General features: G+C 69.7%; 23 protein-coding genes. 12 read left to right on the forward strand and 11 right to left on the reverse strand.

Going from position 1 to position 23,839, the window contains the following annotated elements:
• Positions 1-295: 295 nt before the first annotated feature.
• Entirely contained in the window at positions 296-571 is a 276-nt protein-coding gene (locus ACBY01_RS09120) for an acylphosphatase (protein WP_416460497.1), read from the forward strand.
• Positions 572-592: 21 nt separating this feature from the next.
• Here ACBY01_RS09120 and nhaA read toward each other — a convergent pair whose 3' ends face one another.
• Positions 593-1,792: a Na+/H+ antiporter NhaA gene (gene nhaA, locus ACBY01_RS09125; RefSeq protein ID WP_416460498.1), complete on the reverse strand. Its 1,200-nt coding sequence runs from the start codon at positions 1,790-1,792 to the stop codon at positions 593-595.
• A gap of 131 nt (positions 1,793-1,923) precedes the next feature.
• Positions 1,924-3,507 carry a lysine--tRNA ligase gene (locus ACBY01_RS09130; RefSeq protein ID WP_416460499.1) on the reverse strand — a complete coding sequence of 528 codons (1,584 nt, stop codon included), beginning with the start codon at positions 3,505-3,507 and terminating at the stop codon, positions 1,924-1,926.
• A gap of 123 nt (positions 3,508-3,630) precedes the next feature.
• Here ACBY01_RS09130 and ACBY01_RS09135 point away from each other — a divergent pair, with 123 nt between their 5' ends.
• Genes ACBY01_RS09135 through ACBY01_RS09145 form a run of 3 tightly spaced genes read left to right on the forward strand, consistent with a single transcriptional unit; the run spans position 3,631 to position 7,826 of the window.
• Positions 3,631-4,524: a bestrophin family protein gene (locus ACBY01_RS09135; RefSeq protein WP_416460500.1), complete on the forward strand. Its 894-nt coding sequence runs from the start codon at positions 3,631-3,633 to the stop codon at positions 4,522-4,524.
• Positions 4,525-4,570: 46 nt separating this feature from the next.
• Positions 4,571-7,273: an ATP-dependent DNA helicase gene (locus tag ACBY01_RS09140; protein WP_416460501.1), complete on the forward strand. Its 2,703-nt coding sequence runs from the start codon at positions 4,571-4,573 to the stop codon at positions 7,271-7,273.
• 22 nt (positions 7,274-7,295) lie between these two features.
• Positions 7,296-7,826 (forward strand): SixA phosphatase family protein, encoded by a 531-nt coding sequence (locus ACBY01_RS09145; protein ID WP_416460502.1) that lies wholly within the window; start codon positions 7,296-7,298, stop codon positions 7,824-7,826.
• Between the two features lie 60 nt (positions 7,827-7,886).
• Here the strand turns inward: ACBY01_RS09145 and ACBY01_RS09150 are convergent, their stop codons facing one another.
• The 6 genes from ACBY01_RS09150 to ACBY01_RS09175 form a co-directional block, all read right to left on the reverse strand.
• Positions 7,887-8,207, reverse strand: coding sequence for a MerR family transcriptional regulator (locus ACBY01_RS09150; protein WP_416460503.1), 321 nt, complete (start codon positions 8,205-8,207; stop codon positions 7,887-7,889).
• Between the two features lie 11 nt (positions 8,208-8,218).
• A complete protein-coding gene (locus tag ACBY01_RS09155; protein ID WP_416460504.1) occupies positions 8,219-8,518 on the reverse strand; it encodes an integration host factor subunit alpha in 300 nt (99 codons plus the stop codon).
• A 158-nt stretch (positions 8,519-8,676) separates the two neighbouring features.
• A complete protein-coding gene (locus tag ACBY01_RS09160; RefSeq protein ID WP_416460505.1) occupies positions 8,677-9,645 on the reverse strand; it encodes a beta-ketoacyl-ACP synthase III in 969 nt (322 codons plus the stop codon).
• A complete protein-coding gene (gene plsX, locus ACBY01_RS09165) occupies positions 9,642-10,673 on the reverse strand; it encodes a phosphate acyltransferase PlsX (protein WP_416460584.1) in 1,032 nt (343 codons plus the stop codon). Before plsX ends, ACBY01_RS09160 begins: the two co-directional genes overlap by 4 nt.
• A 29-nt stretch (positions 10,674-10,702) precedes the next feature.
• Positions 10,703-10,882, reverse strand: a complete 180-nt coding sequence (rpmF, locus tag ACBY01_RS09170) for a 50S ribosomal protein L32 (protein ID WP_416460506.1) — start codon at positions 10,880-10,882, stop codon at positions 10,703-10,705.
• A 402-nt stretch (positions 10,883-11,284) separates the two neighbouring features.
• Positions 11,285-11,947, reverse strand: coding sequence for an MBL fold metallo-hydrolase (locus ACBY01_RS09175; protein WP_416460507.1), 663 nt, complete (start codon positions 11,945-11,947; stop codon positions 11,285-11,287).
• Positions 11,948-12,011: 64 nt separating this feature from the next.
• Between ACBY01_RS09175 and pabB the strand changes: the two genes are divergently transcribed.
• From pabB to msrA, 4 genes are all read left to right on the forward strand, one after another.
• Positions 12,012-13,784, forward strand: a complete 1,773-nt coding sequence (pabB, locus tag ACBY01_RS09180) for an aminodeoxychorismate synthase component I (protein ID WP_416460508.1) — start codon at positions 12,012-12,014, stop codon at positions 13,782-13,784.
• Positions 13,785-13,817: 33 nt separating this feature from the next.
• A complete protein-coding gene (locus ACBY01_RS09185) occupies positions 13,818-15,017 on the forward strand; it encodes a pyridoxal phosphate-dependent aminotransferase (protein ID WP_416460509.1) in 1,200 nt (399 codons plus the stop codon).
• Between the two features lie 233 nt (positions 15,018-15,250).
• A complete protein-coding gene (locus ACBY01_RS09190) occupies positions 15,251-15,388 on the forward strand; it encodes a hypothetical protein (RefSeq protein ID WP_416460510.1) in 138 nt (45 codons plus the stop codon).
• Positions 15,389-15,439: 51 nt separating this feature from the next.
• Positions 15,440-16,096, forward strand: a complete 657-nt coding sequence (msrA, locus tag ACBY01_RS09195) for a peptide-methionine (S)-S-oxide reductase MsrA (protein ID WP_416460511.1) — start codon at positions 15,440-15,442, stop codon at positions 16,094-16,096.
• Between the two features lie 160 nt (positions 16,097-16,256).
• Here the strand turns inward: msrA and ACBY01_RS09200 are convergent, their stop codons facing one another.
• Entirely contained in the window at positions 16,257-16,661 is a 405-nt protein-coding gene (locus ACBY01_RS09200; RefSeq protein WP_416460512.1) for a DUF1489 family protein, read from the reverse strand.
• A 30-nt stretch (positions 16,662-16,691) separates the two neighbouring features.
• On the reverse strand, positions 16,692-18,092 hold the full coding sequence (gene mgtE, locus ACBY01_RS09205) for a magnesium transporter (RefSeq protein WP_416460513.1): 1,401 nt from the start codon (positions 18,090-18,092) through the stop codon (positions 16,692-16,694).
• A 118-nt stretch (positions 18,093-18,210) separates the two neighbouring features.
• Here mgtE and ACBY01_RS09210 point away from each other — a divergent pair, with 118 nt between their 5' ends.
• Positions 18,211-18,669, forward strand: a complete 459-nt coding sequence (locus ACBY01_RS09210) for a peptidylprolyl isomerase (protein ID WP_416460514.1) — start codon at positions 18,211-18,213, stop codon at positions 18,667-18,669.
• Positions 18,670-18,833: 164 nt separating this feature from the next.
• On the opposite strand, the gene ACBY01_RS09215 is transcribed toward ACBY01_RS09210, so the two are convergent.
• On the reverse strand, positions 18,834-19,721 hold the full coding sequence (locus ACBY01_RS09215) for a LysR substrate-binding domain-containing protein (RefSeq protein ID WP_416460515.1): 888 nt from the start codon (positions 19,719-19,721) through the stop codon (positions 18,834-18,836).
• Between the two features lie 288 nt (positions 19,722-20,009).
• On the opposite strand from ACBY01_RS09215, the gene ACBY01_RS09220 reads away from it, so the two are divergent.
• From ACBY01_RS09220 to msrB, 3 genes are all read left to right on the forward strand, one after another.
• Positions 20,010-22,292 carry a CDC48 family AAA ATPase gene (locus tag ACBY01_RS09220; protein WP_416460516.1) on the forward strand — a complete coding sequence of 761 codons (2,283 nt, stop codon included), beginning with the start codon at positions 20,010-20,012 and terminating at the stop codon, positions 22,290-22,292.
• Between the two features lie 160 nt (positions 22,293-22,452).
• A complete protein-coding gene (locus ACBY01_RS09225; RefSeq protein WP_416460517.1) occupies positions 22,453-23,061 on the forward strand; it encodes a class I SAM-dependent methyltransferase in 609 nt (202 codons plus the stop codon).
• A 338-nt stretch (positions 23,062-23,399) separates the two neighbouring features.
• Positions 23,400-23,807 (forward strand): peptide-methionine (R)-S-oxide reductase MsrB, encoded by a 408-nt coding sequence (msrB, locus tag ACBY01_RS09230; RefSeq protein ID WP_416460518.1) that lies wholly within the window; start codon positions 23,400-23,402, stop codon positions 23,805-23,807.
• Positions 23,808-23,839: the final 32 nt, after the last annotated feature.

Raw genomic sequence — 23,839 nt, forward strand, 5'->3', positions numbered from 1 at the left:
CCAACAGGTCCGCAAAGGACGCCGGCCTCGTCTGCTTGCGCATCTCATCTCTCCGATACCCAGCGAAGAGAATCACATCCCCAGCTTTATGCAAAGGTCCCGCACAGGCTGGGGTCCCCCGCGGCTCCTGTCCCGAGCCCAACCACGAGATGCCAGCTTGCGCTGGCATGACGCGGGTGGTGGGACGACGTGATTACCGACAGGGCTGACTCTAATCGAGCTCGTCCTGCGCTGCCGCTTCAGGTCGGATGCTTCCCCGACTAGGCTGGACGCCAGCCACATCCCGGAGACCGCCATGATCCATCGCCATCTCTCGATCACCGGCCGGGTGCAGGGCGTCTTCTATCGCGCGTGGATGGGCGAGCAGGCAGCCGCGCTCGGCATCACCGGCTGGGTGCGGAATCGCGCCGACGGCAGCGTCGAGGCGGTGGTCGCCGGCCCTGCCGAGCAGGTCGAGGCGCTGATCGCCCGCGCGCAGGACGGGCCGCCGTCCGCGCACGTCGCCGGCGTCGAGGTGCGCGAGGCGCCGGCGCAGGCGTATCCCGGCTTCGAGAAGCGGCCGACCGCCTGATCGCGGCGGGCGCGCGGCCGCTCAGCGCGGGCGTTTGCGCGGTGCCAGCCGCAGCACCGCGAAGCCGGCGAGCGCCGACAACACCGATCCGGCGAGCACGCCGATCTTGACCTCGTCGACCAGCAGCGCGTTGCCGGGGAACGCCAGGCCGCCGATGAACAGGCTCATGGTGAAGCCGATGCCGGCGAGCAGCGACATGCCCCAGATATGCACCCAGCTCGCGCCTCCCGGCCGGGAGGCGAAGCCGGTACGATCGGCGATCCAGACGCTGCCGAAGATGCCGGCCTGCTTGCCCAGGAGCAGCCCCAGCGCGACGCCGAGCGGCAGCGGATCGAGCAGCACGCCCGCGGTGCTTCCCGCCAGCGACACGCCCGCATTGGCGAAGCCGAACAGCGGCACGATCGCATAGGCGACCCACGGCTGCAGCGCATGCTCCAGCCGGTGGAGCGGCGAATCCACCGACTCGGGCGCGCCGGGGGTCGGCGTCACCGGGATCATCAGCGCGGTCACAACGCCGGCGATGGTGGCGTGCACCCCCGACAGGAAGACGAAGTACCAGAGCGCCGCGCCCAGCAGCAGGTAGATCCACAGCGCCTGCACCTGGCTCTTGTTGAGCACGTACATCGCCACCAGCACCAGCGCAGCAAGCCCCAGCGCCAGCGAATTGATGCTGGCGGTATAGCCGACCGCGATGATCGCGACCGCACCCATGTCGTCGACGATCGCGACCGTCGTCAGGAACAGCTTGAGCGCCGCGGGCGCGCGCGAGCCGAGCAGCGCGAGCACGCCGATCGCGAAGGCGATGTCGGTCGCCGCCGGCACCGCCCAGCCCGCCTGGAGATCGGCGCGGCCGCCGGTCACCGCCAGATAGACCAGCGCCGGCACCGCCATGCCGGCGACCGCGGAGACGACCGGCAGGCGGCGATGCTCCCAGCTCGCCAGCCGGCCATCGACGAACTCGCGTTTGATCTCCAGTCCCACGAGCAGGAAGAAGATCGCCATCAGCCCGTCGTTGATCCACAGCTCGACCGTCATCGGCCCGTATTTGGGGCTGAGCGTGGGGCCGGTGGGTACGTGCAGCAGGTGGAAATAGGTTTCGGACAGCCCCGGCAGGTTCGCCACCAGCATCGCCAGCGCCGCCGCGGCGATCAGCAGGACGCCGCCTGCCGCCTCGCTCCTGAGGAACTCGCGTAGCGCGGAGCGCGGGGGTCTGGCGGTCATAATCACTCCGTTGTCTGCGTCACCCCGATGCCCATCGGGGGCGGTCGGCACGACGGTCGCCAACCTCGCGCGCCGCATGTCCGGATGCCGACGTCCGTCGGCAGGGGCGATGGCGCGGCGCGTGCTCCCGCTTACCCCTGCGCCAGCGCCTCGGCGATCAGCCGGCGGCTGTTGGCGATGCCGTAGAGCGCGATAAAGCTGCCCATGCGCGGTCCCTGGCTGGTGCCGAGCAGCGTCTCGTACAGCGCCTTGAACCAATCGCGCAACGACTCGAACCCGCCGGTCTTGCCGATCTCGTAGACGGCGTCCTGGATCGTCTCGGCACCGGCGTCGGCCGGCATCGCCGCCAGTTCGGCATCGAGCCGCTGGAGCGCTGCGACCTCGACGCCCTGCGGCGCACGGCGCACCGGCTTCTCGGCGACGTCGCGGGTGTAGGCGAGCGCATGGTCGATCAGCCGGTCGAGCGCCGGATACGCCTCGGGCGAAGCATCGGCGACATAGTTGCCGAGATAGCCCCACACCTGCTCCTTGGTGGCATCGCCCATCACGCCCACCAGGTTGAGCAGCAGCCCGAAGGTGACCGGCAGCGTCTCCTGCGGCGGCGGGCCACCGTGGATGTGGTGCACCGGATTGCCCAGCTGCTGCTCGACCGGCTGGTTCGGATAGTTGCCGCGGAACTGCCAATACTCGTCGATCGCCCGCGGGATCACGCCCAGATGGAGCTGCTTGGCCTTCTTGGGCTCGCGATAGGCGTAGAAGGCGAGGCTCTCCTCGGGGCCGTAGGTCAGCCACTGTTCGAGGCTGAGGCCGTTGCCCTTGGACTTGGAGATCTTCTCGCCCTTTTCGTCGAGGAACATCTCGTAGTTGAAGCCTTCGGGAGGCCGGCCGCCGAGCACGCGCGCGATCTTCGACGACTGCACGACCGAATCGATCAGGTCCTTGCCCGCCATCTCGTAATCGACGCCGAGCGCCACCCAGCGCATCGCCCAGTCGACCTTCCACTGGAGCTTCGACAGGCCGCCGAGCGCCGACTGGACGATGCGCTCGCCGCCCGGAACGCTGGTGTCCTCGAACGCGATCAGCCCGGCCTCGGCGTCGACCACCTCGACCGGCACCTGCAGCACCACCCCCGACGTGGGGCTGACCGGCAGCACCGGCGAATAGGTCGCCTGGCGCTCCTTGCGCAGCGTCGGCAGCATCACGTCGAGGATGCCCTGATAGTGGCGCAGCACCTGGCGCAGCGCCTCGTCGAAGCGGCCGGAGGCGTAATAGTCGGTCGACGACGCGAACTCGTAGTCGAAGCCGAAGCGATCGAGGAATTCGCGCAGCCGCGCGTTGTTGTGGTGCGCGAAGCTCTCGTGGGTGCCGAACGGATCGGGCACCTGCGTCAGCGGCTTGCCGAGGTGCTCGGCGAGCATCTCGCGGTTCGGCACGTTGTCCGGCACCTTGCGCAGGCCGTCCATGTCGTCGCTGAACGCGATCAGCCGGGTCGGCGTGTCCGACAGCTCGGCATAGGCCTGGCGGACCATCGTGGTGCGCAGCACTTCGTTGAACGTGCCGATGTGCGGCAGGCCCGAGGGACCGTAGCCGGTCTCGAACAGCACGGGCGCGCCGTCCGCCTTTCCGTCGGGGTAGCGCTTGAGGAGCTTGCGCGCCTCCTCATAGGGCCAGGCCTTGGACGCGAGAGCGGCGGTACGGAGCGCGGGATCGATCATCCCGGCCGTCTAACGCCTCAGCGACGGCTTGGCCAAGCCGGATTGCGCAACCTGCCGCGCTGCAACAAAGCCGCGGCCCAAGCGTCTCCCACCCGCAAGCTCGCAAGAAGGTACCCGTTCCCAGTGATCGTCAGCGCAAGACCCCGCCTCGGTAACCTCTTGCGGGACGTGTGGCGGCCCCTGGCGGTGCTCTTTCTCTGGGACGTGGCGGTCACCGTCTTCTACTTCATTTCGCCGTTCAAGGCGCCGGCACTGCCGCTGACGCTGTTCGGCACCGCGCTGGCGCTGTTCCTCGGCTTCCGGGTCAATTCCGCCTATCAGCGGTGGTGGGAAGGGCGCGTGCTGTGGGGCGCGATGATCAACGCGTCGCGCAGCCTCGCGCGCGGCGCGATGGCGTTCCTGCCGATCGACGACGTCGGTCCGGCGCGGGAACTGAAGCGCAGCATCGTGCTGCGGCACCTCGCCTATGTGCACGGTCTGCGCTGCCAGCTGCGCCGTCAGGATCCGGCCCCTGAAGTGCTGCGCTTCCTGTCGCCTGCGGAGGCCGAGGATCCGCTCGGGCGCACCAATGTCGCCAACGGCCTGCTCGACGGCACCGGTCGCCGCATCGCGCGCGCCACCCGCGAAGGCTGGATCGACACCATCCAGCAGACCCAGCTCGAACGCGTCCTGGTCGACATCGCCAACGCGCAGGGCGGCATGGAGCGGATCAAGAACACGCCGCTCCCCAACCAGTATCGCTTCCTCCCCACGCTGTTCGCGCGGCTGTTCTGCATCCTGCTGCCGATCGGCCTGGTCGAGACGCTGGGCTGGTCGACGCCGATCGGATCGAGCCTAGCCGGCCTCATGTTCCTGACGGTGCTGCACATCGGCGACGATCTGGTCGATCCCTTTGCCAACACCATCCACGACGTGCCGATGACCGGCATGTGCCGCACGATCGAGATCGACCTGCTGCAGGCGATCGGCGACGAGGCGCCGCCGCCGCTCCAGCCCGAACGCGGCGTGCTGTGGTGACCTCGTTCCGCTTCCGTTCACCGGGGACGCGCGTATAGAGGGAGCTATGCTCCCCTACCCCGCGCTGCACGCAAGCCACAGCGGCATCTGGGTCGCGACGCCCGAGGGGGAGACGCGCGCGCTGAGCCGCGGCGAGGCGATCCGGCTCGCCGCCGACACGCCGACCCTGGTCCTCAACGCGCCGCTGGTGGCGCAGCGGCTGGGCTATGCCGAGCTTTCGGGGCTCGACTTGCTCGAGCTGTTCGCCTTCCTGCACCCCGCCCGCTTCATGGTGCCGACCCCTAAGGGACTGGCCGCCGCCACCGGGCTCGCCGCACCGGAGAGCGATGCCGCGGTCGCGCCGTTCCTGCGCGACGCGGCGCTGGCGCTGCTCGCGCGGATCGACGCCGGCAGCGACTGGCCGGAGCGCGAGGGCGCGTGGCATGCCGCACAGTCGCTGTTCCGGCTGCGCTGGCCCTGGGCGCCGGCGGTGACCCAGCGGCTCGCCCGGCCCGACCGCGCCGAGCGCTGGCTGTTCGCGAAGCTGCCGGAATGGGAGGAGCGCGCCCCCCGCCCCGCCCCGCGAACGATCGCGATCGACGGCGACGACGTGGTCGCCCGGCTCGACGCCCTCACCGGCGCCCAGGCCGAACGCCGCCACGGGCAGCGCAGCTATGCCGCCGCCGCCGCCGACGCCTTCGCGCCGCGGGTGGTGCGAGACTCGCCGAATCTGGTGCTGGCGGAGGCGGGCACGGGGATCGGCAAGACGCTCGGCTATCTCGCCCCTGCGTCGCTGTGGTCGGAGCGGGCGGGCGGCGCGGTGTGGGTGTCGACCTATACCAAGGCGCTGCAACGCCAGCTCGCGCGCGAGGGCGAGCGGTTGTTCCCCGACCCGCAGGAGCGCAAGCGGCGGATCGTCACCCGCAAGGGGCGCGAGAACTACGTCTGCCTGCTCAATCTAGAGGATGCGCTGCAGGGCGGGTTCGCCGGGCGCGCGGCGATTCTCGCGCAGTTGGTCGCGCGCTGGGCGGCCTATACCGCCGACGGCGACATGGTCGGCGGCGACCTGCCCGGCTGGTTGCCGACGCTGTTCCGACGCAACGGATCGACCGCGCTCACCGACCGCCGCGGCGAGTGCATCTATGCCGGCTGCCCGCATTATCGGAAGTGCTTCATCGAGCGCGCCGCGCGCGCTTCGGCCGACGCCGACCTGGTGATCGCCAACCACGCGCTGGTGATGGTCAACGCCGCACGCGGGCGCGAGTCGGCGACTCGCCCGACCCGCTATGTGTTCGACGAGGGGCATCACCTGTTCGACGCCGCCGACGCGATGTTCTCGGCCGCGCTCACCGGCGCCGAGTCGATCGAGCTGCGCCGCTGGGTGCTCGGCCCCGAAGCCAAGGCGCGCGGGCGGCGGCGCGGGCTGGCGGCGCGGCTGTCCGACGTGGCGAGCTACGACGAAGGCGGCGCGGACGCGATCGCCGCGGCGGTGGCGGCGGCACAGGCGCTGCCGTCCGACGGATGGCTGGCGCGGATCAACGAGGGTGCGCCGTTCGGGCCGGTCGAGGCGCTGCTCGCCGCGGTGCGCGGGCTGGTCTACGCGCGGGCCCCCGATGCCGGCGAAGCCGGCTATGGGCTGGAGACCGAACTCGCCGAGCCCGACGCGACTCTCGTCGAGGCGGCGGGGCCGGCGAGCGCGGCGCTGGAGACATTGTTGCGGCCGCTGCTTGCGCTCGGCCGCCGGCTGGAGGCGGTGCTCGCCGAAGCGCCCGACTGGATGGACGCGCTGGCGCGCGCGCGGGTCGAGGGCGCGATCGCCTCGCTGGGCTGGCGCGCGGAGACGGTCGCCGCCTGGCTGGCGCTGATCGCGCGGATCGGCGGCCCGAGCGATCCTGATTACGTCGACTGGCTCGCAGTCGACCGGGTGGAAGGGCGCGAATACGACATTGGCCTCCACCGCCACTGGCTCGATCCCAGCCGGCCGTTCGCCGAGACCGTGCTCAAACCTGCGCACGGCGCGCTGGTGACCTCCGCGACGCTCAAGGCCGGCGGCGACTGGTCGGTTGCCGAAGCGCGTGCCGGCGCGCCGCACCTGGAGCGCGCGCCCGCCCGCTTCGAGGCGGCCAGCCCGTTCGACTATGCGGGACAGGCCGAGGTGGTGATCGTCACCGACGTCAAGCGCGGCGACCTGTCGGCGCTCGCCAACGCCTATGCGCGGCTGATCGTCGCGGCGGGCGGCGGCACGCTGGGGCTGTTCACCGCCATCCGCCGGCTGCGCGCGGTGCATGCGCGAATCGCCGACCGGCTGGCGCGCGAGGGGCTGCCGCTGCTGGCACAGCACGTCGATCCGATCGACACCGGCACGCTGGTCGACATCTTCCGCGACGATCCGCGCACGTCGCTGCTCGGCACGGATGCCCTGAGGGACGGCGTCGACGTACCCGGCGAATCGCTGCGTCTGGTGGCGATGGAGGGCGTGCCCTGGACCAAGCCCACCGTGCTCCACGCCGCGCGGCGGCTGGCGGGGGGCGGCAGCGCCTATGACGACCGGCTGGTGCGCGCGCGGCTGGCGCAGGCGTTCGGCCGGCTGATCCGCCGCGCCGACGACCACGGCATGTTCGTGCTGCTGTCGGCGGCGATGCCGTCGCGGCTGCTCACCGCCTTTCCGGAAGGGACGCCGGTGGTGCGCACCACGCTCGACGAAGCGGTGGAACGCGCATCGCGGCTTTCCCTCGCCCGCCCCTTGGGGCATGAGGCGGCGACCGCCTGACGTATCGCCCGACGGGATTGCCATGAAGACGCTGACGCTGCTCCGCCACGCCAAGTCCGGCTGGGACGACCCGGTTTCGCGGGACTTCGACCGGCCGCTCAACGCCAAGGGCGCGCGCGCGGCCGAGACGATGGGACGCCACCTGCGCTCGCTGGGACTCGCCTTCGATCTGGTGGTCGCCTCCCCCGCGGTGCGCGTGCAGGAAACGCTCGACCATTTCGCAACCGGGCTGGGCGAGACGCTCGCGCCCGAATGGGACCGAAGGCTCTATCTTGCGTCGGAGGCGACGCTGCTCGACGTGGTGCGGGCGCTGCCCGACAGCGCCGAGCGGGTGCTGCTGGTCGGCCACAACCCGGGGATGGAGGAACTGGCGCTGGTCCTGGCCGGAGCCGGCGCGCTGCGCGAAGCGGTGGAGGCGAAGTTCCCGACCGCCAGCGTCGCGGTGCTGGAAATCGGCGCCGGCTGGGACACGGCGACGGACGGTACCGCGACCCTCGCCCATTTCATCCGCCCACGCGACGTCGACCCGAGCCTGGGCCCGGACTTCGGCTGACGTGGGGAAACACCGTCGCAGCGGCAAGGCAGCCTGAGGGGCGTCAGGCTCGGCGGGTCGTCAGCGCGCGTCGGCTGCGAGGGCGTCCGCCAGCATCGCGCGGATGCGGCGCAGCGGGTGCTCGGCCGCCGGCTTGCCGCGTTCGGCCGCGAGCAGCGCCTGGACGCCGCGGATCGTATAGCCTTGCTCGCTCAGCAGCTGGTGGATGCGCCGGACGACGGCGATGTCCTCGGGCCGATAGTAGCGGCGCTGCCCGGCGCGCGTCACGGGGCGCAGCTCGGTGAACTTGGTTTCCCAGAAGCGCAGCCGATGCTGCGGCAGGCCCAGTTCGGCCGCGACTTCGCCGATCGTGCGGAACGCCGTCGCCGACTTCTCCGTCACGGCGCCGCCGTTCAGCCCGCTGCGACGATGCGGTCGCGCATCATCTGGCTGGCGCGGAAGGTCAGTACCCGGCGGGGGGCGATCGGCACTTCGACGCCGGTCTTGGGATTGCGTCCGACGCGCTCGCCCTTGTCGCGGAGCACGAAGCTGCCGAAGCTCGAAATCTTGACGTTCTCGCCCTTGTGCAGTGCCTCGCACATGTGGCGGAGGATTTCCTCGACCAGCTTGGCGGAATCGGCGCGCGCCAGACCCACCTCTTTATGCAGCGCCTCGGCGAGATCCGCCCGCGTCAACGTGCCGGCCGCAGTCATGGCAAACCCCCAATACCCCCGATGGATGCCCGATCTTGGCTACCACAGGATTGCTTTAGATCAAACGGTCGGCTGTCGGCCGTGCCCGGTATCGGGTGAATCGCTCTCAAATTGGTTTAATTACGTCCGGCAGCAGCATTGCCCGGCGCCGTCCTCGGTCAGTAGCGCACCACCGCCGCACCCCAAGTGAAGCCGCCGCCCATCGCCTCCAGCACCAGCAGGTCGCCGCGCTGGATGCGCCCGTCGCGCACCGCGACATCGAGGGCGAGCGGGACCGAGGCGGCCGAGGTGTTGGCGTGCTGGTCGACCGTCACCACCACCTTCTCGGGCGCCAGCCCGAGCTTGCGGGCGGTCGCTTCGAGGATGCGGGCGTTGGCCTGGTGCGGCACCACCCAGTCAACGTCGGCCGAGGTCAGCCCGGCGACGCCGAGCGATTCGTCCATCACCTGCGCGAGGTTGGTGACGGCGTGGCGGAACACCTCGCGCCCCTTCATCCGCAGCTTGCCCACCGTGCCGGTCGTCGAGGGACCCCCGTCGACGTAGAGCAGCCCGTTGTGGCGGCCATCGGCGTGGAGCCGGGTGGCGAGAATGCCTGCGCCCTCCGCCTCGTCGCTCTCCCGCGCTTCGAGCACGACCGCCCCGGCGCCGTCGCCGAACAGCACGCAGGTCGCGCGGTCCTCCCAGTCGAGGATGCGGCTGAAGGTCTCGGCACCGATCACCAGCGCGCGGCGGTGGGCGCCGGCGCGGATCATGCTGTCGGCGACCTGCAGCGCGTAGAGGAAGCCCGAGCACACCGCCGCCACGTCGAAGGCGACGCAGTCGTTCGCGCCCAACGCCGCCTGGACGGTGGTGGCGGTCGCGGGGAAGGTCTGGTCGGGAGTCGCCGTCGCTAGGACGATCAGGTCGATCGCATCGGCCTCCAGCCCGGCGGCATCGAGCGCGACGCGAGCGGCATCGATGGCGAGCGAGGAGGTCGTCTCGCCCTCCTCAGCGAGGTGGCGGAAACGGATGCCGGTGCGCTCGACAATCCACTCGTCGCTGGTGTCGACGCGCTCGGCGAGTTCGGCGTTGGAAACGCGGCGCTTCGGAAGCGCGGAGCCGGTGCCGGCGATGACGGAACGAATCATGCGGCCTTTGCCTCGATCGCGGCGAGATCCTGCGCGATGCGGTGGGTGAGATCGTTGCGCACCAGCTTGGCGGCGACCTCGATCGCGTTCGACACGCCGGCGGCGTTGGCGCCGCCGTGGCTCTTCACCACCAGACCGTTGAGGCCGAGGAAGACCGCGCCGTTGTGGTTGTTGGGATCGAGATGGTGGCGCAGCAGGTCGGTCGCCGGCTTGGAGATCAGGAAGCCGAGCTTCGAGCGGACCGAGCTGCGGAACGCGCGCTTGAGCAGGTCCGCGACGAAGCGCGCCGTGCCCTCGGCGGTCTTGAGCGCGATGTTGCCCGAGAAGCCGTCGCACACCACCACGTCGACCTCGCCGCGCGACAGGCGGTCGCCCTCGATATAGCCGGTAAAGGTCATCGGCAGGTGGGTCGAGGCGCGGATCGCCGCGGCGGCGTCGCGCACGCTGTCGATGCCCTTCTGATCCTCGGTGCCGATGTTGAGCAGCGCGACGCGGGGGCTCTCCAGGTCGAGCACGGTGCGCGCATAGGCGGCGCCCATCACCGCGAACTGGACGAGGTTGCGCGCGTCGCACTCGGCATTGGCGCCGAGATCGAGCATCACCAAGTCGTTTTCGCCGAGACTCGGAAGCAGCGCGGCCAGCGCCGGCCGGTCGATTCCCGGCATGGTGCGCAGCGCGAGCTTGGCCATCGCCATCAGCGCGCCGGTATTGCCCGACGACACCGCAGCGGCCGCGCGCCCCTTCTTCACCAGATCGATGGCGATTCCCATCGAGGTGGTGCGGGCGCGACGGATCGCCTGGCTCGGCTTGTCCGAGGAGCCGACCAGTTCCGGCGCGTGGACGACTTCCGACGCGGCGGTGAGATTGGGGTGCGACTGGAGACCGGCGCGAATCGCCGTCTCGTCGCCCACCAGCAGGAAGCGCATGCCGGGATTGCGGCGACGCGCCTGGGCGACGCCGGCAAGCATCACCGCCAGGCCCTCGTCACCGCCCATCGCATCGACGGCGATCCACGAGTCCTCGGCCACCACGCCAGCGCCTCCGTGTACGGTCAGGCTCAGCCTTCGACCGAGACGATCTCGCGCCCGTTATAATGGCCGCACGCGGTGCACAGGTTGTGCGGGCGCTTCAGCTCGCCGCAGTTCGGGCACTCCTGGAACGACTCGATCGAGAGCGAGTCGTGCGCACGCCGCATGCCCCGGCGGGAGGGCGAGGTCTTTCTCTTGGGAACTGCCATGTCGGCACCTTTACCGGTAATCTAAGGATCGTTGGCCGTGAAATGTCCAACGGTCGACCGGGCAAGCAGCGCCGGAGGACCGGCCGCTCGCCGGACCGGCAGCCTTGGCCATGTCACGAAGCGAGCCGCGCCTATAGCCTTTTTGGCCGTGGTTGCAAGCGCGTGGGGGGCGACGCCCCGGTTTGGCGGCGCCGGATCGCGGCGCAGCGGGGCGACTCGGAGACATAGCGACCTTCAATAGGCGTGTCCCGCCATGCCCTTTTTCCGTTCGCCTCGAGGTGCCGTCAAGCTTGTCGAGACGGCGTATCGAGAGGTCGGCGCGCGTGGCTCTCTCGATACGGGCTCTCGACAAGCTCGATCCCTACTCGAGACGAACGGGAAAGGAAGGAAGGCCGATCCGCCCTATCCGCGCGCCAGCACCGAATCGGCCACGAACGGGTTGGTGCGCCGCTCCTGGCCGAAGGTGCCGGGCTGGCCGTGGCCGGGCACGAAGCTGGTGTCGTCGCCCATCGGCCACAGCTTGGTGACGATCGACTCGATCAGCGCCTGATGGTCCGACAGCGGGAAGTCGGTGCGGCCGACCGAGCCCGAGAACAGCACGTCGCCGACCAGCGCGAACCTGGTGCCGGGATGGTGGAAGACGACGTGGCCCGGCGTGTGCCCCGGCGTCTCGTAGACGTCGAGCGCGACCTCCCCCACCGTCACTTGGTCGCCCTCGACCAGCCAGCGATCCGGCTCGAACGGCACGCCGCGCAGGCCCCAGCGCTTGCCGTCCTCGTCCAGCCGCGCGATCCAGAAGCGGTCCGCCTCGTGCGGGCCCTCGATCGGTACGCCGAGCTCGTCGGCAAGCGGCTTGGCCTCGCCGCAATGGTCGATATGCCCGTGGGTGAGCAGGATCTTCTCGATCGTCACGCCGTTCTGCTCGGCCGCGGCGCGCAGCCGGTCGAGGTCGCCGCCGGGATCGACGAAGGCGCCGCGCATCGTCTTCACGCACCACAGCAAGGTGCAATTCTGCTGCAGCGGCGTGACCGGCACGATCGCCGCACGGATCGGGGAAGGGGTCATGCCGTGGGGATAGGCGCGCATCCGGGGTTGCGGCAAGCGCCCTGCCGCTGCAATTCGGCCAAGGATGTTCTCGAACGACGCCACGCCCTTCGTCCTGCTGGACGACGCCCGCCCCGGCGGCGGCGCGCGGCTGTACCGCAACCCGCACGCGGTGGTGCGGGCCGACACGCCCGACGCGGTCGCGCCGCTGCTCGCCGAACTCGACCGGGTGCGGGACGCGGGCAAGGCGGTCGCCGGGTTCCTGAGCTACGAGGCGGGGCGGCTGACGGAGGGGCTGACCACGCCGCGAGAATCGGAATTGCCGCTCGGCTGGTTCGGCGTGTTCGACGGGTGCGAACGGCTCGACGGAGCCGCGCTCGCCGAGGTGCTGCCCGATCCGGCCGGTGCCTGGGTCGGCGCGCCGGAACCGGAGCTCGGCTTCGCCGGCTATGCCGAGGCGTTCGAGCGGGTGCGCGACTGGATCGAGGCGGGCGACATCTACCAGGCCAACCTCACCTTTCGGACGCAGGTGCCGGTCGCGGGCGATCCGCGGGCGCTCTACGCCGCGATCCGACCGCGCGCCGCGGCCGGGCATGGCGCCCTGGTGTGGACCGGTGCCGACTGGCTGCTGTCCTTCTCCCCCGAACTGTTCTTCCGCCTCGACGGCAGCACCCTTTCGGCACGGCCGATGAAGGGCACCGCGCGCCGCGACCCCGATCCCGCCCGCGACGCGGCGGTCGCGGCGGCGCTTGCCGCCGATCCGAAGCAGCGCGCGGAAAACCTGATGATCCTCGACCTGCTGCGCAACGACATCGCCCGGGTGGCGGTGCCGGGCAGCGTCGCGGTGCCTGAGCGCTTCGTGGTCGAGCGCTACCCCACCGTTCACCAGCTCGTGTCGAGCGTCACCGGCACGCTCGCGCCCGGCACCACCCCGGCGCAGGCGCTGGCGGCGCTGTTCCCGTGCGGTTCGGTGACCGGCGCGCCCAAGCGACGGGCGATGGAAGTGATCGACGCGGTCGAACCCTCGCCGCGCGGGATCTACACCGGCGCGATCGGCCGCATCGACGCCGATGGCGATGCGGACTTCAACGTCGCGATCCGGACGCTGCACCTGAAGCCCGGCGACGATTGCGCCACGCTCGGGCTCGGTTCGGGCGTGGTCGCCGATTCGACGGCCGCCGCCGAATGGCGCGAATGCCACGACAAGGCGCGTTTTCTCGGCGCCGGCCAGCGCCGCTTCGACCTCATCGAGACGATGGCGTTCGATCCGCGCGAGGGCATTCCGCTGCTCGAACGCCATCTGGAGCGGATGAAGGCGAGCGCGCGCCGGCTGGGCTTCGCGTTCGATCGCCACGCCGCGCGCAACGAGCTGCAGGCGGCGACCTTCCGCCGCGAGTCGCCGGCACGGGTGCGGCTGCTGCTGTCGCCGAGCGGCGCGATCGCGATCGAGGCGGCGGCGCTGCCTCTCGCTCCGACCGCGCCGGTGGCGGTGACGCTCGCTCCATTGCCGGTTTCGCCCGCCGACGTCCGCCTGTGCCACAAGACCACCGATCGCGGCTTCTACGACGCGGCGCGACGGGCGGCAGGCGAGTTCGAGGTGCTGTTCGTGGCGCCGGGCGGCCAGCTCACCGAAGGCAGCTTCACCTCGCTGTTCGTCGAGCGCGACGGCGTGCTGCACACCCCGCCGCAGTCGGCGGGACTGCTGCCGGGCGTCTTGCGCGCGCAGCTGCTGGCGGAAGGTCGCGCAATCGAGTCGCCGTTGTACCCGGCCGATCTCGCGCAAGGATTGTACGTCGGCAATGCCGTGCGCGGCCTTATTCGTGCGCGCTTGGTTGCGGAGCCCCCCTCCCCCCGCTAAGGCGCCAGCGCCCTTTCTCCAGCGGGAATTCCGATGAAGACCTCTGCCGCGCTCGACCGTATCAGCCCCTCGCCTACGCTCGCCATCACCTCCAAGGTGCTGGAGCTCAAGCGCCAGGGCGTCGACGTGATCGGCCTGGGCGCCGGCGAGCCTGACTTCGACACGCCCGACTTCGTCAAGGAAGCCGCGATCGAGGCGATCCGCCAGGGCAAGACGAAGTACACCAACGTCGACGGCACCGCCGAGCTGAAGGAGGCGATCGTCGCCAAGTTCCAGCGCGACAACAACCTCACCTATGCCGCCAACCAGATCAGCGTGAACGTCGGCGGCAAGCACACTCTGTTCAACGCGATCGTCGCGACGGTGAACCCGGGCGACGAGGTGATCGTGCCCGCGCCCTATTGGGTGAGCTATCCCGACGTCGTCCAGTTCGCCGGCGGCACGCCGGTGGTGGTGCAGGCGGGTGCCGACCAGGGCTATAAGCTGCGCCCCGAGCAGCTGGAGGCGGCGATCACCCAGCGTACCAAGTGGGTGATCCTCAACTCGCCGTCCAACCCGACGGGCGCCGCCTATTCGATCGACGAGCTGCGCGCGCTGGGCAAGGTGCTCGAGCGCCACCCGCAGGTGTGGGTGTTCGCCGACGACATGTACGAGCACATCCTCTACGACGACTTCCGCTTCGCCACGATGGCCGAGGTCTGCCCGTCGCTCTATGACCGGGTGCTGACCGTCAACGGCTGTTCCAAGGCCTATGCCATGACCGGCTGGCGGATCGGCTTCGCCGGCGGTGCGGCCTGGCTGATCAAGGCGATGTCCAAGCTCCAGTCGCAGTCCACGTCCAACCCCTGCTCGATCGCGCAGGCGGCGGCGGTGGCGGCGCTCAACGGCGACCAGAGCTTCCTCAAGGACCGCGCCGCCGCCTTCCAGAAGCGCCGCGACCTGGTGGTCGGCATGCTCAACGAGATCGAGGGCGTGACCTGCCCGACGCCCAAAGGCGCCTTCTACGTCTATCCCGAGTTGTCGGGGCTGATCGGCAAGACCACGCCGGGCGGCCAGACGATCGCCACCGACGAGGACTTCGCCGGCTATCTGCTGTCGGACGCCAAGGTCGCGGTGGTGCATGGTGCCGCCTTCGGCCTGTCGCCGGCGATGCGGATCAGCTATGCGACGTCGGAAGACGTGCTGCGCGAGGCGTGCACCCGCATCCAGACGGCGTGCGCCGCGCTGCGCTGACCGCGTAACAGTCGCGGCTCGGCCCGTCGCGCTCCGGCGCGGCGGGGCTTCGCGGCACCGCATGGTTTCGGTTTGGCGCCTTGCGGCGCCGGGTTCCGCTCGGCAACGGGCGATGAACGGCGAGGCCAGCCCCGGTTCAGCCCCGGCGGCCTATCCCAGCGCCATCGAACGACACCGCATCGCAAGCGCCTGCATCCGGCAGGGGCGAGCCGCGCGGCAATGGAACGACGATCATGACCCACACCCGCCCCGGCTTCTTCCGGCTTTTCCTCAGCGGCTTCGCACTCGGTGCGATCGCGCTGGTCGGCGTGCAGATCGCGCAGCCGGCGCAGGCATCGCCCTGGACCTCGCCGGTCGAGGCCGCTCGCTGATCGCGAACTCGCGCCCCTGTTGATCGGAGAAAACCTCCCCATATCAGGGATATGATCCGTTTTCTCGCGCTGAACCTGCCGTTCGCCGCGCTTGCCGCGACCGGCCTTTCCGCTCCCGCCGGTGCCGAGCGTGCCGTCCGCATCCCCGCCATCCAGCGCGACGTGCCCGCCAGCGGCACCCGCGCCACCGCGGTCTTCGCCGGCGGCTGCTTCTGGGGGCTGGAGGCGGTGTTCGAGCAGGTGAAGGGCGTCAGCGACGTCACCAACGGCTATGCCGGCGGCACCCGCACGACCGCGAGCTACGCCCAGGTCTCGACCGAGACCACCGGCCATGCCGAGGCGGTGCGCATCACCTACGATCCCCGCGTCGTCAGCTACGGTACGCTGCTGCGCGTCTATTTCTCGGTCGCGCACGATCCGACGCAGCGCAATCGCCAGGGTCCCGATCGCGGGCCGAGCTACCGATCGGCGATCTTCCCGCAGGATGCCGCCCAGCGCACGGCGGCGGCGGGCTACATCCGCCAGCTCGGCGCCGCCAAGGCCTTCCCCGCGCCGATTGCGACCACGATCGAGACGGGTCGCTTCTATCCGGCGGAGGCCCACCACCAGAATTTCGCGCGGCGAAATCCGGACTATCCGTACATCGTCCGCTGGGATGCACCGAAGGTGGCGGCGTTCCGTGCGGGGTTCCCGACGCTGGCGCGGTAGCGATCGCTCCCCGCGTCCCTGCCTTACAAAATTCCGTCACCCCAACGAAGGCTGGGGTCTCCCGGTAGCAGCGCGCGCGTGTGCGGCACGAGATCCCAGCTTTCGATGGGATGACGGCGGGAGTGGCGGGAGGTCTGGGCGCCCCCTCGATGCCGCCCCCTCAGATCAGCGCCAGTGCCGACAGTTCGCCGATCAGCCGCGGGGGCAGCGCGGCGAGGCCGGCGGTACCCTGCCCCAGGTCGGGCGGCGCGTCGGCGGCCTCCAGATAGCGCCAGCCCTGGTGCGCGCGCTTCGGGCGGGCTTCGACCAGCACCAGATCGCGGGCGAGATGGATCGCCACGCGACCGCCCTCGGCCTCGCCGAAACCCAGGATCGGCGAGCGCGCGACCAGCTGGTGCTTGAGGATCCAGAACAGCGATCCGCCCTCGATCTCGGCGACGCGCTTGGGCAGGTAGCGGGTGGTCAGCGCGCCCCCCTCGGCGCTACGCACGCGCAGCCGTTCGGCGAGGTGGTCGACGCTGTCGATCGCGAAGGCGACCTTGGTGAGATGGAGCGGCACGGCCATGATCTGGGGATTGGCGTGCCGCCGCTCAAGTCAGCCGGTGAGTCCGGCCGCCGTCGCCAGCCCCAGAAAGACGAGGAATCCCATCGAGTCGGTGGTCATCGTCACGAACACCGACGAGGCGACCGCCGGGTCGGCACCGAAGCGTTCGAGGGTGACTGGCACCAGCACGCCGGCGAGGCCCGCGATCAGGATGTTGGTCATCATCGCCGTGCCGATGACGCCGCCGAGCCAGGGATTGCCGAACACCAGGCTGACGCCGATTCCGATCAGCAGCGCGATGGTCGCGCCGTTCATCAGCGCGACCTGAATCTCGCGCAGGATCGATCGCATGGTGTTCGACTGGGTGAGCTGGTTGGTGGCGAGCGCGCGCACCGTCACCGCCATCGTCTGGGTTCCGGCATTGCCGCCGACGCCCGCCACGATCGGCATCAGCGTCGCCAGCGCGACCATGCGCGCGATCGTGTCCTCGAACAGCGCGATGATGGTGGAGGCGACCAGCGCGGTGAACAGGTTCGCGACGAGCCAGCGCACGCGGGTGCGATAGCTTTCCAGCACCGGCTGGTTGATGTCGCCCTCGCCCGCACCGGACAGCAGCAGCGCGTCCTCGCCCGCCTCTTCCTGGATGATGTGGACGATGTCGTCGACGGTCACCACGCCGACCAGCCGGCCGCTGCCGTCGGTCACCGCGGCGGAGATCAGCGCATATTTCTGGAAGCGCAGCGCCACTTCCTCCTGGTCCATGTCCACCGGGATCAGCGTCTGCTCGCGCTTCATCACGTCGCTGACCGAGACGGTGCGCGGCGTGCGCAGGATCCAGGAAAGCTGGCAGGTGCCGACCGGGCGGTGCGCCGGATCGACGACGAAGATTTCCCAGAAATCGGTCGCGAGCGTTTCGCTGCTGCGCAGGAAGTCGATGACGTCGCCGACGCTCCAGTGCTCGGGCACCGCGATCAGCTCGCGCTGCATCAGGCGGCCGGCGGATTCCTCCGGATAGCTCAGCGCCTCCTCGATCGCGGCGCGGTCGTCGGGCTCCATCGCCCGCAGCACCTCGCGCTGGTCGTCGGCGTCGAGGTCCTCGATGATCGCGACCGCGTCGTCGGTGTCGAGCTCGGCGGCGAGGTTGGCGACCTGATGCGGTTCGAGCGCGTCGATCAGCGCATCGCGAACCCAGTCGTTCATCTCCGCCAGCACGTCGCCGTCGAGGCGATCGGCCACGGCGGCGGCGAGCGCCGCGCGCTGCTCGCCCGGCACCAGCTCGAACAGATCGGCGAGATCCGCCGGGTGCAGCGGCTCGACCAGCGCGCGCACCGTTTCGACATCGTCGACCTCGACCGCATCGAGCACCGCACGCACGAACTCGGGCTTCAGCCGGTCGTCGGCGTCGAGTTCGCTCTCTGCGATGTCGTGGGCGGGAAGCTCCGTCTCGCTCATGGCTCGGCTCCCCTCGTTCGCGTTGCGCGCCCGCTCTAGCGGCGGTGGCCGCGGTTGCAACCTCCCGGCGGCGGCTCTACGGACGGAGCTTCCTTTTTTCCCGCATTCCGGAGCGTTTATGTCCGATCTTCCCAGCACGCTCGTGATGACGCTCGACACGGGCGAGGTGCGTATCCGGCTGCGCCCGGACCTGGCGCCCCAGCACGTCGAGCGTATCACCAAGCTCGCCGACAGCGGCTTCTACGACAACGTCGTGTTCCACCGCGTGATCGCCGGCTTCATGGCGCAGGGCGGCGACCCGACCGGCACCGGCACCAGCGGCTCTAAGGAGCCCAACCTGCCGGCCGAGTTCAGCCGCGAGCCGCACGTCCGCGGCACCTGCTCGATGGCGCGCACGATGGACCCGAACTCGGCCAACAGCCAGTTCTTCATCTGCTTCGACGACGCCCGCTTCCTGGACGGCCAGTACACCGTGTGGGGCGAAGTGACCGACGGCATGGACGCGGTCGACGCGCTGCCCAAGGGCGAGCCGCCGCGCGAGCCGGGCAAGATCCTGAAGGCCCGCAGCGAGGCCTGATTACAAGGAGCCGGTCACCCCAGGGGTGGCCGGCTTTTTCACTCCTGGAACATATTGCGTTCCCGTGTTCCCGCGCAGGCGGGAACCCAGGGCCAGGCAGAACAACGGCCGTTTGCACCCGAAACCCTGGGCTCCTGCCTGCGCAGGAGCACGGCAGCGGGCTGTTAGATATGCTGCGCGCCGAGGGCCTCGATCAGCCAGTCGTGGAACAGCCGCGCCGGCTCCTGCTGCATCATCCGCGGCCGGCAGACGAACCAGTGGCTATAGGTGCTCTCCACCGACATATCGAACAGCCGCACCAGCCGGGTGTCGCGCGCCTCCTCGAAATGCGATTCGAGCATGAAGGCGACGCCGAGGCCCTGCGCCGCCGCCTCCAGCATCAGCGCGCCGGCGTCGAAGAAGTCGGTCGCGGCCGGCTCGAGGAACGGCAGCCCGGCGGCGCGCCGCCAGTCGTCGAAGGTGTCGGGCATGTCGCGGTGGATGAGCGCGGTGAGCTTCGACAGCTGCGCGGGATCGGTGAGCGGCATCTGCTCGACCAGCGCGCGGCCGGCGATCGCATAGACCCGGTTGCGATCGAGCCGGCGCGAATAGAGCGCCGGGTCGATCGTGTGGCCGAGCACGATACCGACATCGATGCCGTCGCCCAGCCGCGCCAGGCTGTGCCCGGCGGTGTCCACGTCCAAATGGAGTTCGGGATGGCGCCGCTTGAGGTCGCCCAGCCGCGGCATCAGCTTCTGGGTCGCGAACAGCGGGAGTACGCCAAGCCGCAGCCGCAGCAGGTCCGACCCTGCCGACATCCGCTCCACCGCGTCCGACAGCGTGTCGAGTGCGTGCGAGATCATCCCGAGCAGCCGTTCGCCGTCATGGTTGAGCCGGAGCGCCTGGTGTCGCCGCTCGAACAGGGGCTTGCCGATGAAGCGTTCGAGCGCCTGCACGCGCCGGCTGAGCGCGGGACTGGACAATGCCAGCTCCTCGGCCGCCGCCTTGATTGATCCGAGCCGGGCGACCTGCACGAATGCCTCGATCGCCGTGAGGGGAGGAAGCCGCCGCATCTGCTCCTACCTTTTGTTGCACCGCGTCATAAGTGGACAAGTGGTAGCGCTAGCACGGTCCACCTTCCCCTTTGCGATCACCACTCTGCCTGTGAGTTGCAGATTCTGCAACCGCTGCAATTCCTTTCGCATTTGCACAAAAAGAGCCTCCGCAGCATATGGAGCAGGCCTTTCAGGCATCCTCTCCTAAACCTTTCACGGCCGGTCCTCGCGACCGGCCTTTTTTTTGCGCCTTGCCCGGGCGAGCCCCGATCCTATCTCCCCCACTCGTTTCGAGAAGGTGAAGAGATGGCCGACGACGACTCGCACACCCACCGGTTGCAGGTGGCGAACTCCCGGCCGGAAGACAGCGGTCGCGGCATCGCCCACCTTCCCCGCTCGCTGATGGCGGCGCTCGGCATCACCGAGGGCGAGGTGATCGAGATCCTCGGCAAGCGCACCACGCCGGCGCGTGCGGTCGGCCCCTATGGCGAGGACGAAGGGCTGGAAATCCTGCGCATCGACGGGTTGCAGCGCGCCAACGCCGGCGTCGGCGCGGGCGACTTCGTCGAGGTGCGCAAGGTCGAGTCGAAGCCGGCGACTCGCGTGGTGTTCGCCCCCGCCCAGCAGAACCTTCGCCTGCAGGGATCGAGCAACGCGCTCAAGCGCACCTTCCTCGGCCGTCCCTTCTGCCAAGGCGACGTGGTTGCGACCGCGGGGCACCAGCGCGTCACCGATCCGGCGATCCAGCGCTTCGTCAACGCGCCGGCCTATGCGCTGCAGGAGATCCGACTCGCGGTCGTCACTTCCACCCCCAAAGGCGTGGTGCACATCGACGAGAACACCGAGATCGAGCTGCGTCCGGAATATGAGGAGCCGCGCGAGGCACGCCGCGCCGACGTCACCTACGACGACATCGGCGGCATGGCGGCGACGATCGACCAGCTGCGCGAGATGGTCGAGCTACCCTTACGCTACCCCGAGCTGTTCCAGCGGCTGGGCGTCGATCCGCCCAAGGGCGTGCTCCTCCACGGCCCGCCCGGCACCGGCAAGACCCGGCTGGCGCGCGCCGTCGCCAACGAGAGCGACGCCGACTTCTTCCTGATCAACGGCCCCGAAATCATGGGCTCGGCCTATGGCGAGTCGGAAAAGCGGCTGCGCGAGGTGTTCGAGGAAGCGAGCCAGAACGCGCCCTCGATCGTGTTCATCGACGAGATCGACTCGATCGCCCCCAAGCGCGGCCAGGTATCGGGCGAGGCCGAGAAGCGGCTGGTTGCACAGCTGCTGACGCTGATGGACGGGCTGGAGGCGCGCGCCAATGTGGTGGTGATCGCCGCCACCAACCGGCCCGAGGCGATCGACGAGGCGCTGCGCCGCCCCGGCCGCTTCGACCGCGAGATCGTCGTCGGCGTGCCCGACGAGCGCGGGCGTCGCGAAATCCTGGGCATCCACACCCGCGGCATGCCGCTGGGTGAAGGCGTCGATCTGCGCGAGCTGGCGCGCACCACCTACGGCTTCGTCGGCGCGGATCTCGCCGCGCTGACCCGCGAGGCGGCGATCGAGGCGGTGCGGCGGATCATGCCGCAGCTCAACCTGTCCGAACAGACGATTCCGGCCGAGGTGCTCGACACGCTGTCGGTATGGCGCGAGGATTTCGTCGAGGCGTTGAAGCGCGTCCAGCCTTCGGCGATGCGCGAGGTGATGGTGCAGGCGCCGCAGGTCCGCTGGGACGATGTCGGCGGGCTCGACGAAGCGCAGATGCGGCTGAGGGAGGGCGTCGAGCTGCCCTTGCGGTCGCCCGACGCGTTCCGGCGGCTAGGCATCCGCCCGGCCAAGGGGTTCCTGCTCTACGGCCCGCCCGGCACCGGCAAGACGCTGCTCGCCAAGGCGGTCGCGCGCGAGGCGGAGGCGAACTTCATCGCCACCAAGTCGAGCGACCTGCTCAGCAAATGGTATGGCGAGAGCGAGCAGCAGATCGCACGGCTGTTCGCCCGCGCCCGCCAGGTAGCGCCCTGCGTGATCTTCATCGACGAGCTCGACAGCCTCGTGCCGGCGCGCGGCGGCGGCATGGGCGAGCCGCAGGTGACCGAGCGGGTGGTCAACACCATCCTCGCCGAGATGGACGGGCTGGAGGAGCTCCAGTCGATCGTGGTGATCGGCGCGACCAACCGCCCCAACCTGATCGACCCGGCGCTGCTGCGGCCCGGGCGCTTCGACGAGTTGGTCTACGTCGGCGTGCCGGACAAGGAAGGGCGCCGACGTATCCTGTCGATCCAGACCGAGAAGATGCCGCTGGCCGACGACGTCGATCTCGACGCGATCGCCGGCGAGACCGATCGCTTCACCGGTGCCGACCTGGAGGACGTGGTGCGCCGCGCCGGACTGATGGCGTTGCGCGAGTCGCTCGACAACGCCGCAGTGACGATGGCGCACTTCCGCCAGGCGCTGGCCGAGTCCCGCGCCTCGGTTACGCCGGAGATGGAGCATGAGTATCGCCAGATGTCGGCGAAGCTGAAGCAGGATGCGGTCGCGATTCAGCCGATCGGCTTCATCGCGCCCGGCATGGTCCAGCCGCGCGGCGAGAAGCACTGACCTGCGCCGGCACCGCTCCGACGGGGGAGCGGTGCCGGTCGCCGTCCGTCGCATCGGGACACCGCACCGCGTCGAGAGGAAACCGTTCGGCTTGCATCTTCGTTGCGCTTTTGCGACGACACCCTCGACGCGGCCACGGCCGCCCCGCCCAAGGATTTCCATGAACACCAGTTCCACCACCGCCAGCCGACGGAGCAGCAAGCGCGTTCCTTCTCCGGCGGGCATGTTCCTGCGTGGCTTCGTCAAGCATCCGGTGATGGTCGGGTCGGTGATCCCCTCGTCGGGCAAGCTGATCCGCAAGATGCTGGCGCCCGTGGACTGGGCCAACACCAAGGTGTTCGTCGAATATGGTCCGGGCGTCGGCACCTTCTGCCGCCCGATCCTGGAGCGGATGGCGCCGGACGCGCAGCTGATCGCGATCGACACCAATCCCGACTTCATCGACTATCTCGACGGCACGATTCTCGACTCGCGCTTCTCGGCGGTGCACGCCTCGGCAGCCGACGTGGTCCAGATCGTCGCCGACCACGGCCATGCCCACGCCGATTACGTGCTGTCGGGCCTGCCCTTCTCCACCCTGCCGCCGGGCATCGGCGATCGCATCGGCGCCGCCACCGCCGAGGTGCTGCGCCCGGGCGGCGCGTTCCTGGTCTATCAGTTCAGCCCGAAGGTGCGCGATTTCCTCGCCCCCAATTTCGAGCGGATCGACCACGACATGGAGTGGTGGAACGTGCCGCCGGCCCAGCTCTATTGGGCGTGGAAGGACTGAGGCCGCTCCCGTGCTCCTGCGCAGGCAGAAGCCTAGGGCGTATCGACATTCATCGTGGAAGTCCTGAACTCCCCTTCATCCGTTCGCCTCGAGTAGCCGTCGAGCTTGTCGAGACGGCGTATCGAGAGGTCGGTCGTTGGGGCTCTCTCGATACGGGCTCTCGACAAGCTCGATCCCTACTCGAGACGAACGGGAAATGGGTGAATGTCGATCCGGCCTAGGGGTGACACCGCATCGCTGCTTGGCTCTAGGCTCCTGCCTGCGTAGGAGCACGGAACCGCGACGCTCGTCGATTCCGCCAGTTGACGCAGCCGCCGGCGCACAACACATCTAGGTTCATGGATTATCTGAACCTTTCCGAATCCGAATGGCGCAAGCGGCTCTCGCCCGAGGCGTTCCACGTGCTGCGCGAGGCGGGGACGGAGCGGGCCTTTGCCGGCCGCTACAACGACAACAAGGCCGACGGCATCTATCGCTGCGCCGGCTGCGGCAGCGAGCTGTTCGACAGCATCGACAAATATGATTCCGGTTCGGGTTGGCCGAGCTTCACCCAGCCGATCGACGCGGATCGCGTCGCCGATCACAGCGACACTAGCCACGGCATGCGCCGGGTCGAGACGCGTTGCGCCCGCTGCGACGGGCATCTCGGCCATGTCTTTCCGGACGGACCGCCGCCCACGGGCCTGCGCTATTGCATGAACTCGGTCGCGCTGGACTTCCGTCCGCGCTCGGCGACCGGCAACTGATCGCAGGAACGGGTTTGCGCGCTTGTCGGCGA

The organism is Sphingomonas mangrovi, assembly GCF_047975845.1.
Taxonomy (GTDB): domain Bacteria; phylum Pseudomonadota; class Alphaproteobacteria; order Sphingomonadales; family Sphingomonadaceae; genus Sphingomonas.

What these genes read in the sequence shown, in the direction of transcription:
- ACBY01_RS09225 (WP_416460517.1), top strand. Translation starts at nt 22,453, where the DNA reads ATGAACACCAGTTCCACCACCGCCAGCCGACGGAGCAGCAAGCGCGTT.
- ACBY01_RS09120 (WP_416460497.1), top strand. Translation starts at nt 296, where the DNA reads ATGATCCATCGCCATCTCTCGATCACCGGCCGGGTGCAGGGCGTCTTC.
- ACBY01_RS09185 (WP_416460509.1), top strand. Translation starts at nt 13,818, where the DNA reads ATGAAGACCTCTGCCGCGCTCGACCGTATCAGCCCCTCGCCTACGCTC.
- ACBY01_RS09140 (WP_416460501.1), top strand. Translation starts at nt 4,571, where the DNA reads ATGCTCCCCTACCCCGCGCTGCACGCAAGCCACAGCGGCATCTGGGTC.
- ACBY01_RS09160 (WP_416460505.1), bottom strand. Translation starts at nt 9,645, where the DNA reads ATGATTCGTTCCGTCATCGCCGGCACCGGCTCCGCGCTTCCGAAGCGC.
- ACBY01_RS09200 (WP_416460512.1), bottom strand. Translation starts at nt 16,661, where the DNA reads ATGGCCGTGCCGCTCCATCTCACCAAGGTCGCCTTCGCGATCGACAGC.
- nhaA (WP_416460498.1), bottom strand. Translation starts at nt 1,792, where the DNA reads ATGACCGCCAGACCCCCGCGCTCCGCGCTACGCGAGTTCCTCAGGAGC.
- ACBY01_RS09210 (WP_416460514.1), top strand. Translation starts at nt 18,211, where the DNA reads ATGTCCGATCTTCCCAGCACGCTCGTGATGACGCTCGACACGGGCGAG.
- ACBY01_RS09130 (WP_416460499.1), bottom strand. Translation starts at nt 3,507, where the DNA reads ATGATCGATCCCGCGCTCCGTACCGCCGCTCTCGCGTCCAAGGCCTGG.
- mgtE (WP_416460513.1), bottom strand. Translation starts at nt 18,092, where the DNA reads ATGAGCGAGACGGAGCTTCCCGCCCACGACATCGCAGAGAGCGAACTC.
- ACBY01_RS09145 (WP_416460502.1), top strand. Translation starts at nt 7,296, where the DNA reads ATGAAGACGCTGACGCTGCTCCGCCACGCCAAGTCCGGCTGGGACGAC.
- ACBY01_RS09190 (WP_416460510.1), top strand. Translation starts at nt 15,251, where the DNA reads ATGACCCACACCCGCCCCGGCTTCTTCCGGCTTTTCCTCAGCGGCTTC.
- ACBY01_RS09215 (WP_416460515.1), bottom strand. Translation starts at nt 19,721, where the DNA reads ATGCGGCGGCTTCCTCCCCTCACGGCGATCGAGGCATTCGTGCAGGTC.
- ACBY01_RS09155 (WP_416460504.1), bottom strand. Translation starts at nt 8,518, where the DNA reads ATGACTGCGGCCGGCACGTTGACGCGGGCGGATCTCGCCGAGGCGCTG.
- ACBY01_RS09220 (WP_416460516.1), top strand. Translation starts at nt 20,010, where the DNA reads ATGGCCGACGACGACTCGCACACCCACCGGTTGCAGGTGGCGAACTCC.
- rpmF (WP_416460506.1), bottom strand. Translation starts at nt 10,882, where the DNA reads ATGGCAGTTCCCAAGAGAAAGACCTCGCCCTCCCGCCGGGGCATGCGG.
- msrA (WP_416460511.1), top strand. Translation starts at nt 15,440, where the DNA reads ATGATCCGTTTTCTCGCGCTGAACCTGCCGTTCGCCGCGCTTGCCGCG.
- pabB (WP_416460508.1), top strand. Translation starts at nt 12,012, where the DNA reads ATGTTCTCGAACGACGCCACGCCCTTCGTCCTGCTGGACGACGCCCGC.
- msrB (WP_416460518.1), top strand. Translation starts at nt 23,400, where the DNA reads ATGGATTATCTGAACCTTTCCGAATCCGAATGGCGCAAGCGGCTCTCG.
- ACBY01_RS09175 (WP_416460507.1), bottom strand. Translation starts at nt 11,947, where the DNA reads ATGACCCCTTCCCCGATCCGTGCGGCGATCGTGCCGGTCACGCCGCTG.